The sequence below is a fragment of the Francisella salimarina genome, from assembly GCF_007923265.1.
Lineage (GTDB): Bacteria > Pseudomonadota > Gammaproteobacteria > Francisellales > Francisellaceae > Francisella > Francisella salimarina.
In genome coordinates this window covers 268,516-287,182 of sequence record NZ_VOJA01000003.1, presented here as the reverse complement: position 1 = coordinate 287,182, position 18,667 = coordinate 268,516, and the positions used below count along the sequence as shown (strand labels likewise).

The following is an 18,667-nucleotide window of genomic DNA, read 5'->3' as shown; positions in this document are numbered from 1 at the left end:
TCCCTTAAAATAGTAATAAACAATTAGTCGTTATCTTCTTCATCAAAAATAACTCTAACACCACTCTCATCAGCTATAACACCTGCTTTTATAACTTCAGAAATTTCTTCTGATAGACTAGGATCCTGAGCAATAATAGAAGCAGAAAACATTTCTTTCTTTTCTTCTTTTTGCTCTTTATTGTCGTCAGCATCTTCTTTGTTAAAGTAAATAATCTGCTTCCATGTTCTTTTTAATTTATCTGCAAAAATAACTACCAGATCACCATCCTGAGCCATTGCCAGAGCATGATCCACAGCTTCTTGCTCACTCTCGATAGTTTCTATCCTATCGGCAGTCACACCAGCCTCTATTAAACCTTCTTTAAGCATTCTTGGAACTTCATCAGGAGCTCGACCTCTTAGAGTATCATCACGCTTACAAATAAAGTGATCGTAATATGGTGCAGCAGTTTTAGCTATTTCGTAGATATCTTCATCTCTTCTATCACCTGGTGATGCTAAAACACATATTTTCTTACCGGCAAACTCCATATTATCAACCATCTGGCTCACAAGCTTTATTGCTGCTGGATTATGTCCATAATCCATCAGTACTTTAAATGGATGCTCCTCAAACCAGTTCATACGCCCTGGCGCTTGGTAGAATGATGTTACAAATGTTCTCAATCCATCTCTAATATCATCTAAACTCATACCCATACTGTAAGATATAGCTATTGCAAACATAGAGTTTTGAACATTATGGATAGCTTTACCTTCCATTGTAGCTGGAATCAAATGAGTCCATAAAACTGGTATATGAACATGATTATCAAAAATTGTAATCATATCTCCATTAACACCCTTTTCAATAATACAAGCTTTACCGCCAGCACGTATATGTTGTTTAACTAAAGCATGCTCTGGATTCATAGTTACATATAGTATATATTTTGCTGTTACTTTAGCTGACATTTTAAGTACATTAGGATCATCAGCATTTAAAACTGCGACATCCTTTGCTGCTTGAGGAACTATACTCTTAACTTTAGCCAAATCTTCTAACGTATTAACTCCTTTAAGACCTAGGTGATCAGAGGATATATTTAAACACGCTCCAACATTACAGTAATCATAGCCCATACCACTTCTTAGTAACCCGCCTCTAGCAGTTTCAAGGATTGCCATTTCTACAGAAGGATCTTTCAAAACCATTTGAGCTGAAGCTGGACCTGTAGTATCACCTGCTACAGTTAGTTTTCCGTTGATATAAACACCATCTGTGGTTGTAAGTCCTACTATTTTCCCAGCATTTTTCCACATATGAGCAACCATACGTGATGTTGTAGTTTTACCGTTTGTACCAGTAATAGCAGCAATTGGAATTCTAGCATTACCGTGTTCTTTAGGAATCAGCATATCTATTACTGCACCTGCAACATCTCTAGATTTACCCTCACTAGGAGCCACATGCATTCTAAACCCTGGAGCAGCATTACATTCACAAATAGCACCACCAATATCGTGATAAGATTGTGATATATCATCTATCAAGAAATCAACACCACCAACATCAAGACCTATAGCTTTTATAGCTCTTTCCGCCATATCTTTGTTGTCAGGGTGTACAATATCAGTGACATCAATAGCTGTACCACCAGTTGAAAGGTTGGCTGTAGATCTTAAATAGAAAACTTCTCCATCCTTAAGAATAGTATTTTCATCATACCCAGCAGCTCCCAATAAAGTCTTAGCTTGATAGTCCAACTCTAATTTTGTTAGAACTTTCTCATGTCCAACACCTCTACGTGGATCTTCATTTACAATATCAACTAGCTCTTTAATATTATGCTTACCATCTCCTATCACATGACCAGGAACCCTTTTAGCAACAGCTACAAGCTTACCATCAACTACCAACATTCTATGATCGAAACCAGTAGCAAACTGCTCCACTAAAACATATCTAGATACTTTATTTGCTTCAACGAAGGCATCTTTAATTTCTTGCATAGTTTTTAAGTTAATAGATATACCACGACCATGATTACCATCCAGAGGCTTAACAACTAATGGAAAGCCTAGGATTTTTGCAGCTCTTAAAGCTCCCTCTTCAGTAGTTACCATCCTTTGCTTAGGCATAGGAAGCCCCAAACCTTGTAGAATAGTATTCGTCTGATTTTTATCACAAGATAAGTCAACAGCAATACTAGTAGTTTTACCTGTAATTGTTGCTCGAATTCTTTGTTGGTATTTACCATAACCAAATTGAACTAATGAATGGTCATTTAATCTAAGATACGGAATATCTCTTTTTTTAGCAGCTTCAATTAATGATGCTGTACTTGGTCCAAATTCTTTGCTTTGTGCAAATTTTATAAACCTAACTTTTTCATATTCAAAATCAAAATCTTCATTCTTATGAGCCACTTGCTTTTTAAGATCCTCTGGCAATAAAGATATCAATAAATCTCTAGCCAACTCCATAGCTCTTAGACCAACATCTTTTTGCTTATATTCATAGACCAAATTATAACAACCAAGCTCACCTGTCGATCTAGTACGGCCATATGTTACATTACTACCAGCTATATCTTGAAGCTCTAGTATTGCATGCTCCCAAATATGACCCATCCAAGTGCCTTCATCCTCTCTCATTCTACGGATAAAACCACCCTTTTCTCTATATGAACAACCATGCTCTTCTAATCCTGGTAAACTATCCACAAGTCGATCTACAAAATCCTGACCAATCTTTGCAGATGGCCATTCTTCAAGCACTCCCAAATCAATTTCATGTTTAATAACAGGAAAGTTCGCATAGATGTTAGGTCCGACATAAACATTAGTAGATAGTATTTTCATTAAAGACTCCTTAGATATTCAATCTTGTATACACTTAATATATACTTCACAAATCATGATACATAAAAATCATGTCCAAGAATAGCGGATTTTAATAATTCTACAAAAATTTGTAAGGAAGATAATGAAATATGATTTCGGCTTTATAGCTATTGGCGATGAGGTAGTAGATGGAGATATAGTTAATACTAACTCCTGTAATTTTGCTAAATACCTAGTAAGTAATAATTTTGAAATAGGGTTTCATATATCGTGTAAAGATGATTATGAAGATATAGTTTCAAGTATAGAGTTTCTAAAGCAAAATCATAAAAACATTATAACTATAGGCGGTTTGGGTCCCACTGAAGATGACTTAACCACAGAGTCAATTGCCAAATATTTTGACAAAAGTCTATCTTTAGACAATAACTCATGGCACAAACTAGAAAAAAGGATGATTGAAAAATATGGTAGAATTACTTTGGGTACTGAAAAACAAGCTATGTTTCCTCAGGGCTCAGAAATCTTAATAAATCAAAATGGTACTGCAAACGGATTTAAACTAGAGTTTGAGTCAGGTCGATATATATATGTTTTTCCTGGACCTCCTAGAGAGTGCATTCCTATGCTTGAGGCATTAAATCTAAACAACAAAACAAGTAAAAAAAGAAAAATAGTTCGTAAAAAATGGAATATTTTCAATATTGGTGAAAGCCTGCTTGCAGAAAACTTAGAAGTGATTAAGGAAAAATATCCGTTTGTTACTTTTAAATATAGAATTGCAGAAGGCTTTATCGAGTTAAAGTACTTTTATCCTGAAGGTTGTCCTCATAGTGAAAGTATTATAATAGATGTAGAACATCTTTTAAAAGATTATCTAAAGACTAAGATTTAACTGTTCTTTCTTATCAATGAATATCGCATCAACCTGCCATTCAAGCAAGTGTTTAACTTCATCATCTGTATAAACAGAATAAACAAAAACTTTACCAAATTTACGTTTCAAATATTTAACTCTTGAATCGGTTAAGCAGCTATAATTTATTATGACTGCTATATATTTATTTTTAACAAAGTCTTTATAAAAATCACTATCAATATATTCAAAATCCCTAACCCAGTTAACGGTGTAAAAAAGTTTACCTTGAGTAAAATCTTTATGTCTTCTTAACTCTCTCATTACCACTTTTGAGAAGCTCGACAATAAAATTTTTGATTTCATAGTTGGATAATGCTCAAGAAGCTCAATAACCTTAGCGACTAAAGTCTTTTGGTAGCTTATATTTTCATTACTTACTTTAATTTCAAGATTCAAAAAAGCATTATTATGCTCTGCCCACTCGATATACTCTTTCAGTGTTAATATTTTAGCTGTTGACTTTAACTTAGGATGAACAAGTTCTAAAGACTTTAAGCTAAATATTGACATATTAGTAACATTTTTATCAATATCAAAAAACCTTTTTGGAGTATCATCATGAAACAAGAATAACACCCCATCAGAACTCATTTGCACATCTGTTTCAAACCAATTAAACCCAGCATTCTTGGCAATTTGAAAGGCTTCTATTGTATTTTCTACAGCATCATTATTTGCGCCTCTATGAGAAATATATCTATCTACATGCATATATCAAAAAATTTATTAAACTCGGATTTGAATTATACATTAAAAAATATTATTAAAATAAATCCTTTTTATTAATTTATATTGAATATTTTGTTTTTTAATAATTATCTCAATCATGATATAATTTTTGTTAATTTTTGTGATTTATTTTAGTATAAATGATTGATAGTCCGTATATTAACAAGAAGCTAGCTTCTTTACTACTACATCGTAAGCTTATAACAAGAGAGCAACTTGAAGAGATAAGTTTAGATAAATCACTAGCCAAACAAGACCTCTTAGACTACCTAATTGATCATGAATTAGTTGATAGTAAATCATTTATGATTGAATCTGCAACTCTGTTACGTTTACAGTATATTGACTTAACTGCTATAAATGTAAATTTTCTACCGCAAGATTACTTTGATGCTGAGTTTTGTAATGAGAATAAATGTTTACCACTATTTAAAAGAAAAAAGAGCATTTATGTAGCAATAGCTAATCCAATAGATAGTCAAGAAATACTAAAAAAACTACGCAGTAAATATGATTATTCTTTTACTCCTATTGTAGGAGAAATTAATCTAATACGAGAAAAGATTGAAGAGTACGATCAATATCTCAAAGATGAAGGACACGTAGAAAGCGAATCAAAACTTGAAGAGCAGATGAATGCTGGTGGTGAGCTTGATATTGACTTTGTTGAAGAAGGTGAGCGTGAAGGAGATGCCATAATAGGAAGTGGTGAAGATGAAGAAGCTCCTATCATTAGATTTATCAACAATACTATTGTGGATGCAATACAAAAAGGTGCTTCAGATATACACTTTGAACCATATGAAAAAAACTTTCGTATTAGATACAGAATAGATGGCCTACTAATAGAGACTTTTAATACCAAAAAAAATCTTGGACCTAAAGTTATATCAAGACTTAAGATTATGTCTAGCCTTGATATCGCAGAAAAAAGAATCCCTCAAGATGGTAAATTTAAAATTTCTCTTTCAAGAGAAAAAGCTATTGATTTTCGTGTTAGTACATGTCCAATAAGTTTTGGTGAAAAAGTTGTACTTCGTATTCTTGATTCTAGTTCAACACAAATACCAATTGAACAATTAGGTTTCTCAGAAACTCAAAAAGAAACATATCTTAAATATATCAAACAACCACAAGGCATGGTACTAGTAACAGGTCCAACTGGTTCAGGTAAAACAGTTACTTTGTACACAGGTATAAACATTCTGAATAAACCTGAAAAAAATATTTCTACAGCAGAAGATCCTGTCGAGCTTTTTGTAAAAGGTATCAACCAAGTTAACGTTAATAATAAACAGGGTTTAACATTTGCTGCGGCTCTTAAATCTTTCTTACGTCAAGATCCAGATATAATCATGGTCGGTGAGATTAGGGATATTGAAACAGGATCCATTGCAATTAAGGCATCGCAAACAGGTCACTTGGTTATGTCAACACTACATACAAATAGTGCTCCAGAAACATTAAATAGATTGGTAGATATGGGCTTACCTAGATATAATATTGCTACTTCTGTAACGTTGATTATTGCTCAGCGTTTAACAAGAAAATTATGCCCAAAATGCAAATTAGAAGATACTGATACCGAGTTTTCATTACTTGTTGAGGACAGTGGCCTAAATGATGAGATACTTATGAAAACATTCGGTACAAAACTTGAAAAAGTAAAGAGTGCAAAGATATACAAACCAAACCCTAAAGGATGTCCAAGATGCTTTAAAGGATACAAAGGAAGACTTGGTTTATATGAGGTTATGCCAGTTTCTAGAGAAATTGCAAAAATGATATTAGAAGACAAAAACACTATGGAGCTAGCAATACAGGCTCAAAAAGAAGGAGTTGCCACAGTTAGACAGTCAGCACTAGTAAGAGTTTCACAAGGGTTAACATCTATGGAAGAGGCTTACAGAGTAAGTTAAAGGATAAAATATGCTATTTGGAAATAAGAATAAAAACAAAATAACGATTACATCTTGGGGCTATAAGGCCAAGCTCAAAAATGGTAAAACCATAAAAGGAATCATAGATGCTGATACTAAAGAAAAAGCTGAGATTCAAATAAGACAAAAAGGCTACACTGATGTTAAAGTCAAAAAACAGCCTAAAGATTTACTTCCGAAAAAAATATCATATCAGGATATAACGGAAATGACTCGTCAGCTAGCTACAATGACAAAAGCAGGTATCCCAATTATTAAATCTTTTGAAGTCTTCATAATGGGTATTCGTAAACACCCTCGTCTAAAGATATTAGCCATCCAAATTAAGCAATCTATCGAAGGTGGTGAATCATTTTCAAAAGCCTTGAGTAATTTTCCAAAAGTTTTTGATAAGCTTTATATAGGTCTCATAACTGCTGGAGAAGAATCTGGTAACCTAGATCTTATGCTTAATAAAATAGCTGACCAACGTGAAGCATTACAAAGTATTAAAAAGAAAGTTAAAAAAGCTCTTTCATATCCAATTGTTGTATGTGTTATAGCAGCCGGTGTAACAGGGATACTTTTAACTTTTGCGGTTCCAGCATTCTCAGCAATGTTTATAAACTCTGGAAAACCCCTGCCTGCGATTACTCAAGTCACTGTTGATGCATCTAACTTCATGCAAGATTCATGGTGGAAAATTATTCTTGTAATATTTATGTCACTATCGATATTTAAATCTCTGAAATTCAAATTCCCAAAGATACAAGTTGCACAAGACCATTTTATGCTTAAAATACCAATAATTGGTGAGGTTATTTTCAAATCTGCTCTAGCACGATTTGCTAGTACATTAGAGATTACTGTTCAATCAGGTATGAGCTTAACAAGAGCATTAGATATGGTTTCATTAGCAACAGGTAATGCTAAGTATGACCAAGCCGCTATAGACATTAAAAAAAGTATCAGTGAAGGAGCATCATTTAAAGAAGCTATTGTTGAAACGGGAAGCTTCCCATTCTTAGTAGAACAGATGATAGCTGTTGGTGAAGAGTCAGGTGCTTTAGAAACGATGCTTGGAAACCTTAATAGAGTATATCAAGAAGAAGTTGATACACTTGTAGGAAGTTTGAGCTCAATGTTAGAACCTCTAATTATGATTGTGCTAGGTGGTGTTGTCGGTTTCCTTGTAGTAAGTATGTATATGCCAATGTTCCAAATGGGAGATGCTATAGGCTAGCAACCTTATTTGTTCATTTTATCCAAAATATTTTATCTAAATTTATTACTATATTATTTTACAAAAATAGTATTATTCTCTTGCTCGTAGCAATTCCCAAGCGTATTTCTTAAAGGCTATCGCTAAGATAATCTTCATGGTATGATAAAATTTACCAAAACACTTAGTAGGATATTTCCTACTTTAAAACAGACATTTATTATAACCATCATAGAGAAACATATGATAAGTACCATAGTTATCTAGACCCTTACTAATATAAGTTAGATGTACAGTAAGAGATAGTTAATAAAATAGCTAATTGAGAACCTTAATATTCACATTTCCTGATTCTACAACATGATGATATGAAAATCAGTATTTAAATATCTAAAATAAAATAAAATAAAATAAAATAAAATAAATTAAATTAAATTAAATTAAAAAATGATAAAAGAAAATTCGAGAGATTAATATTAATAAGTTAAGAAATTAAGCTTCTTCTTTTAAAGGAGCTGATACACTCGCTTGAACACGTTGATTACGAGCATCTGACTTATGAATACCATCTAAAGTATTCTCATAGCCAAATCCTTTAGTAATGATTTTATCATTATCTAAACCTAGTTGCTTCATGTACTCAGCTACAGCTTCTGCTCTCTTCTCAGAAAGTTTTTGGTTATATATTTCAAATTCACTTCCTGTTGTTCCTTGAGAAGCATAACCTTTAACTGTTACTGTTTTAATATCACTGTTCTTAACAAAGTTAACAAAAGATGCTATAGCATCTTTGCCCTTACTGTTTAATTTTGAACTATCATAAGCAAATTTAGTATCTAAATAAACTGTTACATCATCGCCGTTCACAGTATAGCAAGCAACACCTTCTTTAGTTAAGTTGAAGTTACCTTCACACTGCTTAATACCTTGAGGTAAAACATACTTAGATTCATCAATTGTCGGCATAGCTGTAGTTTCTGCAGCTGTAGTAGCACCATTGTCTTGGATGTTGCCAGTATCATTATTATTATCATCTTTGCCACCAAAGAACCATGTAATACCACCACCAATCATGTTAGTACCCGCTCTACCTTGAGCACCTGACATACCACTTGGAGCCATTGTCTGAATATATCTATAATCAGCACTTACTTGAACATCTCTAGAAAGCTCAAATTTAAGACCTCCACCAACGTCCCATGCACCAGTAGCTTGACCAGCCAAATTAGCCCAACCAGCACCACCAGCAGCATATGGAGTGATCATAGTACTATTACTGAAATTAATAACACCCTCACCTAAACCTGCAAATACTCTACCAACTAATTGGTTATATTGAACTGCAAAATATTTATTGATGTTATAACCAATTATCATATTTGCGCCAGCTCCAGAAGGAGAATTAGGTGTTCCAGCAAGACCATTAGCATCTACACCAAAGTACCACTGACCTGTTCTATCTTGTGGACCCCAAGTATTGTCTTTGTTAGTTAAAGAGCTATATGTATTAGCAAAAGGAGTAAGGAAACTATTTCCAGCACTACTTTGAGTAGCTGTTGAATTTGCATCTACTGACGTATCCATATTGTCAGAACCTGCAGCAAATGAAAACGTAGCCGTACCTAATAGTACTGTCGTAGCGATAACAATGTTCTTTAATTTCATCAAAAGCTCCTTTTAAAACTCTTTTTTAAACTAGTAGTAAATAAATAAGACTGAAGCATTATACAAAATTAGAATAAAGTTTCCAAGTTTTTTTTAATTTTTATGAAGTTAATATTCTATATTTTATTAATAACTCTTCTTGGCTTTCGATATTATTAGGGTCTGTTATGATACATCTTATTGGACATACCTTGGTACACTGAGACTCTTCAAAGTGACCCACACACTCTGTACACTTGTCAGGATTAATTTCATAATACTCCTCACCTTGTGATATTGCCTCATTAGGACATTCTGGTTCACATATATCACAATTTATACAATCATCTGTAATCAATAGTGCCATACTAGTCCTTAGAATATTTTAGCTTTATTTTATTAAATACACACTCTGGTACAAACTCACCTACTCTTTGATAGTTATGAATAGCAACTGCCCTAACTAAAGTGGATGATATACAAGAAAATTTTTCACTGGGAGTTAAAAATATAGTCTGAATATCGCTATTAAGCTTATTGTTCATACTAGACATCTGGAACTCATAATCAAAATCAGATACTGCTCTTAATCCCCTCACAATAGCACAGGCATTATACTTTGCGGCAGTATCTACCAGAAGCCCCTCAAAGCTAACAACCTTAACTCTACTATTATCTTTGAAAACTTCTCTAATCATTTGCTCTCTTGTATCTAAATCAAAGAGAGTTTTCTTACCATATGCGGTAGATGCTGCTACCACTATTTCATCAAAAATATTTAATGCTCTATCAACCAAATCAACATGACCATTTGTGATAGGATCAAAAGTACCAGGATAAATTGCTATTTTTGTCATGACTTAATTAAAATAATCCTAACTCTAGTTTAGCCTCTTCTGTCATAAGTTCCGAATTCCACGGTGGATCAAAGACCATCACAACATCAACCTTATCAACGTTTGGCAACATTGCTACACGCTTCTCAACATCAGTCATTAGTACAGGGCCCATACCACAACCTGGAGCTGTAAGAGTCATATCTATAATCACATGAAAATTACCATTCTCTAACTTTCTAGTAACTACATTATAAATCAAGCCTAAATCAACTATATTAACTGGAATTTCAGGGTCATAAACTGTTCTCATCTGATCCCAAACCGCATCCATATTTATAGGATCTCCAGGATTGATTTCATAATTTTCAACTGGATATTTAACTACCTGCTTACCTATTGCATCAGCATCCTTTCCATCTAAGTGGAGCAAATTACCATTTACGTTTAATGTAAAACTTCCACCTTTATCTTGAGTTACCAAAACTTCCTGACCAGGCATAAGCTCAATCTCATTACCAAATGGAACAGCTACTGCTTTTACTTGCCTTCTTACTATAGTTACATCTGTTGTCTTCATTTTTTATATATTCCTAAATTGTAAAGCTTTCACCACAACCACAACGAGCTGATTCATTTGGATTAGTATATTCTAATTTATATAGTCCAAAGTCATGTTTAACATAATCAATTTGCAAGCCATTTAAAAAACCCATGGACTTATTAGATACAAAAAACTTTAGACCATGCTTATCTACTATCGTTGTATCATTTGGCTGTTTAGTAACAAAATCTATATCATAAGCTAATCCAGAACAACCCATTAACTTCGTACCTATATATATACCTATGTTTTCAGAGTCTTTAGCCAAATGCTTTTCAAAATGCTTAGCAGCAGCTTCTGTGACCTCTAGAATATTATTATTAGGATCAAAAACTTCGACCATATTATCTAACCTTTTCAGTTTATTGTGACTATTTTAATTGAGATATTACTTTTTTCAATGCTTTAATAAATAAGTCTATTTCTTCAACAGTATTATACATACCAAATGATATGCGCACAGTTGATGAAACACCCATTCTATTTAATAAAGGATGCGCACAATGCTTGCCTGTTCTAACACACATACCTTTTATAGCCAATAGCTCTCCAATATCACCAGCATTACAGCCATCAACAACAAATGTTATGACTCCTGCTTTATTTTGAGCCTGACCAATTATTTTTAGACCTTCGATTTTTTGTAGCTCTGTTGTTGCATATTCTAATAACTGTTGCTCGTAGTTTGCTATATTTTCCATACCAATAGAATTAACGTAGTCTATAGCCTCACCAAACCCTATAGAACCAACTATATCAGGTGTCCCCGCCTCAAATTTGTACGGAGGTAACGCAAATGTTGTCTTATTAATTGTTACGTCATTGACCATATCCCCACCATAGTTATATGGAGGTAATTTTTGTAGTAACTCATATTTACCATATAGAACACCAACACCAGTTGGTCCATATAGTTTATGACTTGAAAACACAAAAAAATCACAATTTAAATCTTGGACATCCACTTTTGAATGTATAACAGCTTGAGCACCATCAACAACTACTAATATATTTGTGTTAATCTTTTTAATGTCTTCTATTATCTTTTTGACAGGATTAATAGTCCCTAAGACATTTGAGCACAAGGTTATAGCCACAACCCTAGTTTTATCTGTAATCAAAGATAAAAGGTTTTGAATATCAAGTTCACCATTATCATTGACTTTAGCCACTTTGAAAACTAATTGTTTTTCTTCACAGAGCACTTGCCATGGCACAAAATTAGCATGATGTTCCATTTCAGTAACAATAATTTCATCTCCCTCAGAAACAATTGACTTGCCAATAGAATTTGCTAGCAGATTAATTGACTCTGTGGTGCCTTTGGTTAATACAATTTCATTTGATGACTTAGCATTTATAAACTGCTGAACCTTTACACGTACATTTTCATATCTGTCGCTAGCTTCTTGGCTTAGCTGATAAACTCCACGATGTACATTAGCATAATTAAACTTATATGCATCAGCTACAGCATTGATGACTGCTTGTGGTTTCTGAGCCGAAGCCCCTGTATCAAAAAAAACAACAGGCTTGTCATTAATTACTTGTTCAAGAAATGGAAAATCTTTTCTAATTTTTTTCACATCATACATTGTATACTGCCTATTAAATATATAAATCAAACAAATTATACTAAATTAGTATAATTTTGTCAGTAGTAGAATTTTATGATTTATGTAGAATAATTGAAATGAATTAGCATACAGGGACATTGGTCGCTAAACCTCCTAGAGAGGTTTCTTTATACTTACTACACATATCCAGACCTGTTTCATACATAACTTTAATAACATAGTCTAATCCAACGAATCTCTTCTCGCCTGTATCTAAATGAGCTAATTTTGCAGCATTTATAGCCTGTACAGCCCCCATTGCATTACGCTCAATACATGGGATCTGAACTAATCCTCCAATAGGATCACAAGTCAATCCTAAATTATGTTCCATACCAATCTCTGCTGCTGACTCTATAGAGTCAATATCTCCACCAAGCAGTGCACAATAGCCAGCAGCTGCCATCGAACAGGCAACTCCGACTTCACCTTGACAACCAACTTCTGCAGCAGATATAGAAGCTCCTGATTTATATAAAATACCTATAGCGGCACATACAAGTAAATATTTATTAACAACTTTTGATAATTCATCTTGATTAATAATTTCATGAGTCTGTAGATAATACTTCAATACAGCAGGAATCACACCAGCAGCTCCATTCGTTGGTGCTGTAACTACCCTTTCACCACATGCATTTTGCTCATTCACAGCAATTGCAAAGGCGTTTAGATAGTTAAAGTCAGTATTAACAACATTCTGCTCTTTAAGTTTTTTTATCATACTTGGAGCTCTTTTCCTAACCTTAAGACCACCTGGTAATATTGCTTCCGGACAAGTTAAGCCTTTTTCTATTGATGTTTCCATAACCTGCCAAATTTCAGCTAACTTGTTCAAAGAATATTGTTCTCCATAAGCTGTTTTCTCATTTTCAAACATTATCTCAGCAATAGACATACCTTCTTTTTGACAAATATTTTTTAGTTCTGCCATGCTAGCGAATTTATAAGGCTTATTACACTCCACCTCTGTAGGGACTTCATCTTTTTTTATTTGTTTTTTATCAACGATAAAACCACCACCTATAGAGAAATATTCTTTTTGACAAAGAAGCTTATCATCATCAAATAACGAAAAACGCATTCCATTAGAGTGCTCTGGAAGAAATTCATCATAATGAAATATTAAATCCTGATCATAATCAAAGTTAATTTCAAATTTTTGACCTAAATTAAGTTTTTTTTGCTTTAAACAGTCGTCATAAAGCTGTTTTGCTAATTCTATATCTACCGATTCTGGCAAGAACCCCATTACACCTAAGATAACTGCATAATCTGTTTTATGACCTTTGCCAGTAAGAGCAAGTGACCCATATAAATCAATCTTAATTCTTGTAGTTTCAGTTAACTTGTCCTCATACAAACTAATAAAATTGCTGCCAGCTCTCATTGGTCCTATAGTATGAGATGAAGATGGTCCTACCCCGATAGAAAAAAGCTCAAACGTACTTTCCATAAAACTCCTCCAAAAGTTAAAACTGAAATAATACAAGATAATTAAATTATATCTTATTTTAATCTCTTTTCTCTAGCTTTCCAATCTGGCATATAGCATGAAATATAGTCATAAAACTCTTTGGAGTGATTAGGATGAGTCAGATGAGCTATTTCATGAAGCACCACATACTCTATAGCCTCTATATCTCTTAAAATCAGATTAAAATTTAGATTTATATTTTTTTTAACGTAGTTACATGAGCCCCATCTAGTTTTTGTCTTCTTTATTGTTACTCTATTTATTTCTTGATTAGTGATTTTCAGATATTTAGCCACAAGATTATTGAGAATAATGTCTGCTTGATCCTTATAGAATTCTTCCAATAGTTTTTGCTTAAACTCTTTATTATTGATAACACTAGAATTTAGTAAGAACTCGATATAATCATCACAATAATTAACCAAGTTATGTTTTGAACAAGTTATTTGAATAGGATATTGTCGCCCTAAAAAATAAATACAATCTCCATCATCCAAATTATAATTATTGTAGTCATATCTTTGATTGATCAGTAGACGTTTAGTATGCCTATCTATCCATCTTTTTTTTGTTTGTAAAAGCTCTAGAATTTCTTTTTTTGAAACTCCTCTGGGCGAGGTAACTGTAATTACACCGTCGACACTCAGGGAAATTTTTAGATTTTTAACATTTTTATATATTATATCAACTTCATATGACATAAGTTATTGTACTGTTATATTCTGCCAGCCCTGTTTAATATCAGCATTATTATTCGACCAATATTCAGTTACCATATCTCTGATAGTAATATTAGTGTCTTTATAGTTTTTAACATTATCAAAGATGAAACCATCTCCTCCAGTAGTTAAAAAATCAATAGTTGCAAGTTTATAAGTATTATTTTCGTCTAAAGGCTGATTGTCGATTAAAATCCTTTTTATTTGATTTGATTTATCTAATGTAATATTTAATCCAGCAAAAACACCTACCTGTTTATCTCCAAGTGGCTGCAAACTATGCTCAATCATTTTAAATAAATCACTCCCTTTTATATCCATAGTGACTACCATATTATCAAAAGGCATCGCCTCATATATCATACCATAGGTAATATTACCTTGTGGTAGAGATCTTCTAATACCATGTGAATTAACAAGAGCTAAATCCGAACCGGTTTGATTTTTAATAATATCTGCTAATGTATAAGTTAAAGGAATATTGTAGTAACCATCTTGCGCTTCGTCTGACATATCAGCAGGAGCCTTTGTTATGATCTTATCAAGCTCAGATTTAACAGAATTATTGTATTTAGCTATTATATTACTAACTTCCTTGTTAGGTTTAAGATTTTTTGTAGCCTGAGCTAAATTAATAACTTCAGGTGTTACTTTACATACATCGGATGTGTGACAATCATAGTGTAAAACACTTATATCTTTACCTTGGCTCTCTCCTTGCTCAACTACAACACCATTTTTCAAACCATTAACAAACTTATGACTATGTCCCGTCAAAACAGCTGAGATATCGTCAACACCATTTACCACCGCATATATTTCTGACTCATCGCCCAAATCAGCCCTCTTTGCAAAAAAAATTTCAGAGTTTTGTTGATCAGTAGGAATATGAGTTAATAAGACTATTGTATCTGGTTTTGGCAGTTTGTGCTTATTATAGTTATTTATGTACTTAACCCATTTATTAGCGCTTGTAACAGGATTCATAAACTTCAAATTCGAGACATTTTTTTCTGCTGTAGTATCAGGAGTTTCTAAGGTCGCTAATCCTATAAAATATATTGTTTTACCACTTGGTAAGGTTTCATAGCCAAAAGGCTTAATATAATCTAATGAATTTTGCTCAGTATATTTCCTATAAAAATAGTCAAATAACGAATCATCTTTATAACTAATATTTGCAGCTAAAAATCTAATACCATTCTTATCATACCAATGCTTGAACCACTTCTGACCATAATCAAAATCATGATTCCCCACAGCAGAGTACTTAACACCAATGTAATCAAAAAAATCATTAACCACATCACCATGAGAAATATTTGATATACCAGTACCTTGATAGTTATCGCCAGCTGCAACCACTACCAGATTTGGATGTGTCTTTTTATAATTATCTATAAAACTAGCTATTTTTGCTGCTCCAACCATGTCTTTATTGGGCTCAACCTGACCATGAAAGTCATTTAAAGATAAAACCGTTATATCATCTTGAGCATAAACAAATACAATACTAAAAAATATTAGTATAAAACTAAGATACCTTCTCATAATCATGTCCTTTAATTATAATGATAGCTTTTATATGAGCCCAAAACTTTCAAAAAAGTACTCTTTTTAAGCACTTCCAACAGAGCCTTTTGAACATTTTCATCATCTTCAGAGCCTTCAAAATCTATAAAAAACAAATAATTCCAAGCCCTATTTCTTGATGGTCTAGATTCTATTTTTGTAAGATTAATATTATGTTTACCAAAAACATTTAAGGTATTTACGAGTGCATTAGATTTATCTTCAACAGAAAAAAGTAAAGTTGTTTTATATTTACTATTATCTATATCAACCTGAATATCGTCATATCCCATTAATAGAAAACGTGTATAGTTAAAATGTTCATCCTCAAACTCGTTTTGAAAAATTTTTAACCCATAAGTCTTTGCTGCAAGCTCTCCAGCTATTGCTAAATTATCTTTAACATTCTTCTCAAAAATATACTTTGCGGCTCCAGCGGTATCAACAAAAGCCTCAGGAACAAGTTTTAGTTTATTAAGGCTTTTAGAACACTGAGATAATGCTTGAGGATGAGATATAACACTCTTAACATCAGAAAGCTGCACTCCCTCCAATCCCATTAAACAGTGTTTGATTTTTAAAACTACTTCAGCTTTTACTTTTAAATTACTCTTAATTAATTCATCATAAGCTGGCACGACTGATCCAGCCAATGAGTTTTCAACGGGAATCATAACAAAGTTTGATTTACCAGCTATAGTATGTTCAATTGCTTCAGAAAACGAGAAGCATGGAACTGTCTGAAAATCTTTAATATTTTGTTGATTTAAGAAATTAGTTATTGCTTGCTCAGAATAAGCCCCATGCTCACCCTGAAAAGATACTTTAATCATAGTGTATTATTAATAAACTTTTCTAAACAATATAATACATTATGAGATAATAAGATAAAATTGTTTATTTAGATATAATTGTCGTCACTAATAGCTTTTTTGATTCCTTCTTGCATATCTTCAGCAGACAGACATAGATTCTTCGCTATTGTAATAACGATAAAACTAATCACAAGAACTATTGCTGAACTCCAGTATAAATCTAAATCCCCTGTTCCACCAAATGAGCTAAAATAAGAAACTATTGTAACTAGTACAATATAGATCCAAAACCATATTGACTCTCTAAAATTCCAATGTATTTCTTCTGACCTATCTTTTCTAAAAGTTCTATAAACTCCAAGCATAATCAAAGCAATAATTAGAGCTATACCAGCTTTTGAAACTATTGCCCATCCACTCCATAGAAATACCAAAGTAGCTGCAAACATACCTAAAGTTGATAGCAAATAAGCACCTTTAAGCCTAAATGGTCTATGCATGTCAGGTAGATGATGTCTAAGTGCCATGGTTGATGTTGGACCAGTAATGTATGTAAGAGCTATCAATGACGTTAAGAAAGTAGCCATTTCTTTCCACCCAGGGAATGGAGCAAACATAACTAAAGCGATCAAGAAATTAAGTCCAATAGCATAGATTGGTTTTTGCATAATTGGGCTTAACTTCCCTAAAACACTTGGCAAGTAACCGTTATGCACCATAGCTCCCAAAGATTTTAGTGCAATACTAAAGTAAATTAGACCAGCCATAAGAGGGAATACTATAGCTCCAAAGTAGAGTGGGTACATAACCCATGTAACTCCAAAACTTTGAGCCATTACAGCAAATGGACCAAAACTAGATGAACTAGCTCCTGGCATAACAACACCTTGCCAATCATTATTCTGTACAAACTTTGACATTACCAATAAATACGCAGCCTGTAAGAATAGAAAAATAATCAAACAAATCAAAACTGCCCCAATCGTTGCAACTGGAATTGATTTCTTAGGGTTTTTTGTACTTCCTGCGAGTTCTACTATAGTTTTAAAACCAGTAAAAGCATAAGCAATACCACCAACTGAAACTGCAGCCAAAACACCATTAAACCCAAACGGCATAAATGATAATTCTTCTGCTTTCATATCTTTTAAAGCTGGTAAAGTAAAACAAAATATAACAAATACAATCGATATAAATATTGGTACAGCAACCTTAAATAAAGTAACAATATTATTAATTTTTGCTAACCATTTAAGTGAATAAAAATTAATAACACAGAATCCTAAAAGGAAAATTATTGCTAACGGTACTCCAGCCATCGACAAAGCACCATCTCTGCTAGCATCAATGAGTGATGGATAAAATACTGCCAAATACTGAATAACTGCTTGAACCTCAATTGGTGCTAAGACCAAGTATGATATCCATGTAATCCATGCGAACATATAGCTTGTCATAGTCCCATGAGTAATGTGAGGAATGCGTGAAGTAGACCCCTCAACTGGTACAATTGTACAAACCTCAGCAAACACTAAGGCTATAAAAATCATTAAAATTGCACCTATTATCCAAGAAAGAATAGATCCAGGACCAGCTTCCTGCGATGTATACTGCGCGGCAAACATCCACCCTGACCCCATAATAGCACCAACACCCATAGCTACCAAGCTAAGGGTAGAAAGACTCTTCTTTTCCATGTTATCCTTTAATTAACAAATTACTAAATAGTAATTAAGAGTTTACTGCGAATGATCTTACATGTAAATA

Annotated in this window: 16 protein-coding genes; 3 read left to right on the top strand and 13 right to left on the bottom strand. The window is 33.1% G+C overall.

The features are described from left to right. Positions 1–23 precede the first annotated feature (23 nt). The gene (gene cphA / locus FQ699_RS03700) at positions 24–2,846 is read right to left on the bottom strand and encodes a cyanophycin synthetase (RefSeq protein WP_146421179.1); all 2,823 of its coding nucleotides are present in this window, start codon (positions 2,844–2,846) and stop codon (positions 24–26) included. 124 nt (positions 2,847–2,970) lie between these two features. On the opposite strand from cphA, the gene FQ699_RS03695 reads away from it, so the two are divergent. Continuing rightward, complete coding sequence (locus FQ699_RS03695) at positions 2,971–3,723, top strand: competence/damage-inducible protein A (protein ID WP_146421178.1); 753 nt, start codon at positions 2,971–2,973, stop codon at positions 3,721–3,723. Here the strand turns inward: FQ699_RS03695 and FQ699_RS03690 are convergent. Then, entirely contained in the window at positions 3,706–4,458 is a 753-nt protein-coding gene (locus FQ699_RS03690; RefSeq protein ID WP_146421177.1) for a glycerophosphodiester phosphodiesterase family protein, read from the bottom strand. The genes FQ699_RS03695 and FQ699_RS03690 overlap by 18 nt on opposite strands. Before the next feature lie 158 nt (positions 4,459–4,616). Between FQ699_RS03690 and pilB the strand changes: the two genes are divergently transcribed. Next, entirely contained in the window at positions 4,617–6,395 is a 1,779-nt protein-coding gene (gene pilB, locus FQ699_RS03685; protein ID WP_146421176.1) for a type IV-A pilus assembly ATPase PilB, read from the top strand. Positions 6,396–6,405: 10 nt separating this feature from the next. Then, positions 6,406–7,638, top strand: a complete 1,233-nt coding sequence (locus FQ699_RS03680; RefSeq protein ID WP_146421175.1) for a type II secretion system F family protein — start codon at positions 6,406–6,408, stop codon at positions 7,636–7,638. Positions 7,639–8,109: 471 nt separating this feature from the next. On the opposite strand, the gene FQ699_RS03675 is transcribed toward FQ699_RS03680, so the two are convergent. The 11 genes from FQ699_RS03675 to FQ699_RS03625 all read right to left on the bottom strand — a co-directional run bounded on the left by FQ699_RS03675 (position 8,110) and on the right by FQ699_RS03625 (position 18,597). After that, complete coding sequence (locus FQ699_RS03675) at positions 8,110–9,282, bottom strand: OmpA family protein (RefSeq protein ID WP_146421174.1); 1,173 nt, start codon at positions 9,280–9,282, stop codon at positions 8,110–8,112. 100 nt (positions 9,283–9,382) lie between these two features. Further along, positions 9,383–9,628 carry a YfhL family 4Fe-4S dicluster ferredoxin gene (locus FQ699_RS03670; protein WP_013923375.1) on the bottom strand — a complete coding sequence of 82 codons (246 nt, stop codon included), beginning with the start codon at positions 9,626–9,628 and terminating at the stop codon, positions 9,383–9,385. A 1-nt stretch (position 9,629) separates the two neighbouring features. Then, entirely contained in the window at positions 9,630–10,118 is a 489-nt protein-coding gene (gene coaD / locus FQ699_RS03665; protein WP_013923376.1) for a pantetheine-phosphate adenylyltransferase, read from the bottom strand. A gap of 7 nt (positions 10,119–10,125) precedes the next feature. Further along, positions 10,126–10,677, bottom strand: coding sequence for a putative Fe-S cluster assembly protein SufT (gene sufT, locus FQ699_RS03660; protein WP_146421173.1), 552 nt, complete (start codon positions 10,675–10,677; stop codon positions 10,126–10,128). A gap of 13 nt (positions 10,678–10,690) precedes the next feature. Next, positions 10,691–11,044, bottom strand: coding sequence for a HesB/IscA family protein (locus FQ699_RS03655; RefSeq protein WP_146421172.1), 354 nt, complete (start codon positions 11,042–11,044; stop codon positions 10,691–10,693). Positions 11,045–11,072: 28 nt separating this feature from the next. Next, the gene (locus FQ699_RS03650) at positions 11,073–12,296 is read right to left on the bottom strand and encodes an aminotransferase class V-fold PLP-dependent enzyme (protein WP_146421171.1); all 1,224 of its coding nucleotides are present in this window, start codon (positions 12,294–12,296) and stop codon (positions 11,073–11,075) included. Positions 12,297–12,399: 103 nt separating this feature from the next. Then, positions 12,400–13,773, bottom strand: coding sequence for an L-serine ammonia-lyase (locus FQ699_RS03645; RefSeq protein WP_146421170.1), 1,374 nt, complete (start codon positions 13,771–13,773; stop codon positions 12,400–12,402). 53 nt (positions 13,774–13,826) lie between these two features. Next, entirely contained in the window at positions 13,827–14,495 is a 669-nt protein-coding gene (locus FQ699_RS03640; protein WP_146421169.1) for a M48 family metallopeptidase, read from the bottom strand. A 3-nt stretch (positions 14,496–14,498) separates the two neighbouring features. Then, the gene (locus FQ699_RS03635) at positions 14,499–16,064 is read right to left on the bottom strand and encodes a bifunctional metallophosphatase/5'-nucleotidase (RefSeq protein WP_179951658.1); all 1,566 of its coding nucleotides are present in this window, start codon (positions 16,062–16,064) and stop codon (positions 14,499–14,501) included. 11 nt (positions 16,065–16,075) lie between these two features. Further along, entirely contained in the window at positions 16,076–16,918 is an 843-nt protein-coding gene (gene pheA / locus FQ699_RS03630) for a prephenate dehydratase (protein ID WP_013923383.1), read from the bottom strand. A gap of 68 nt (positions 16,919–16,986) precedes the next feature. Next, on the bottom strand, positions 16,987–18,597 hold the full coding sequence (locus FQ699_RS03625; RefSeq protein WP_146421167.1) for an APC family permease: 1,611 nt from the start codon (positions 18,595–18,597) through the stop codon (positions 16,987–16,989). Positions 18,598–18,667 lie beyond the last annotated feature (70 nt).

Bases quoted from the DNA above. Each gene is read 5' to 3' on its own strand.
- cphA (WP_146421179.1), bottom strand. From the start codon at position 2,846: ATGAAAATACTATCTACTAATGTTTATGTCGGACCTAACATCTATGCG.
- FQ699_RS03695 (WP_146421178.1), top strand. From the start codon at position 2,971: ATGAAATATGATTTCGGCTTTATAGCTATTGGCGATGAGGTAGTAGAT.
- FQ699_RS03690 (WP_146421177.1), bottom strand. From the start codon at position 4,458: ATGCATGTAGATAGATATATTTCTCATAGAGGCGCAAATAATGATGCT.
- pilB (WP_146421176.1), top strand. From the start codon at position 4,617: ATGATTGATAGTCCGTATATTAACAAGAAGCTAGCTTCTTTACTACTA.
- FQ699_RS03680 (WP_146421175.1), top strand. From the start codon at position 6,406: ATGCTATTTGGAAATAAGAATAAAAACAAAATAACGATTACATCTTGG.
- FQ699_RS03675 (WP_146421174.1), bottom strand. From the start codon at position 9,282: ATGAAATTAAAGAACATTGTTATCGCTACGACAGTACTATTAGGTACG.
- FQ699_RS03670 (WP_013923375.1), bottom strand. From the start codon at position 9,628: ATGGCACTATTGATTACAGATGATTGTATAAATTGTGATATATGTGAA.
- coaD (WP_013923376.1), bottom strand. From the start codon at position 10,118: ATGACAAAAATAGCAATTTATCCTGGTACTTTTGATCCTATCACAAAT.
- sufT (WP_146421173.1), bottom strand. From the start codon at position 10,677: ATGAAGACAACAGATGTAACTATAGTAAGAAGGCAAGTAAAAGCAGTA.
- FQ699_RS03655 (WP_146421172.1), bottom strand. From the start codon at position 11,044: ATGGTCGAAGTTTTTGATCCTAATAATAATATTCTAGAGGTCACAGAA.
- FQ699_RS03650 (WP_146421171.1), bottom strand. From the start codon at position 12,296: ATGTATGATGTGAAAAAAATTAGAAAAGATTTTCCATTTCTTGAACAA.
- FQ699_RS03645 (WP_146421170.1), bottom strand. From the start codon at position 13,773: ATGGAAAGTACGTTTGAGCTTTTTTCTATCGGGGTAGGACCATCTTCA.
- FQ699_RS03640 (WP_146421169.1), bottom strand. From the start codon at position 14,495: ATGTCATATGAAGTTGATATAATATATAAAAATGTTAAAAATCTAAAA.
- FQ699_RS03635 (WP_179951658.1), bottom strand. From the start codon at position 16,064: ATGAGAAGGTATCTTAGTTTTATACTAATATTTTTTAGTATTGTATTT.
- pheA (WP_013923383.1), bottom strand. From the start codon at position 16,918: ATGATTAAAGTATCTTTTCAGGGTGAGCATGGGGCTTATTCTGAGCAA.
- FQ699_RS03625 (WP_146421167.1), bottom strand. From the start codon at position 18,597: ATGGAAAAGAAGAGTCTTTCTACCCTTAGCTTGGTAGCTATGGGTGTT.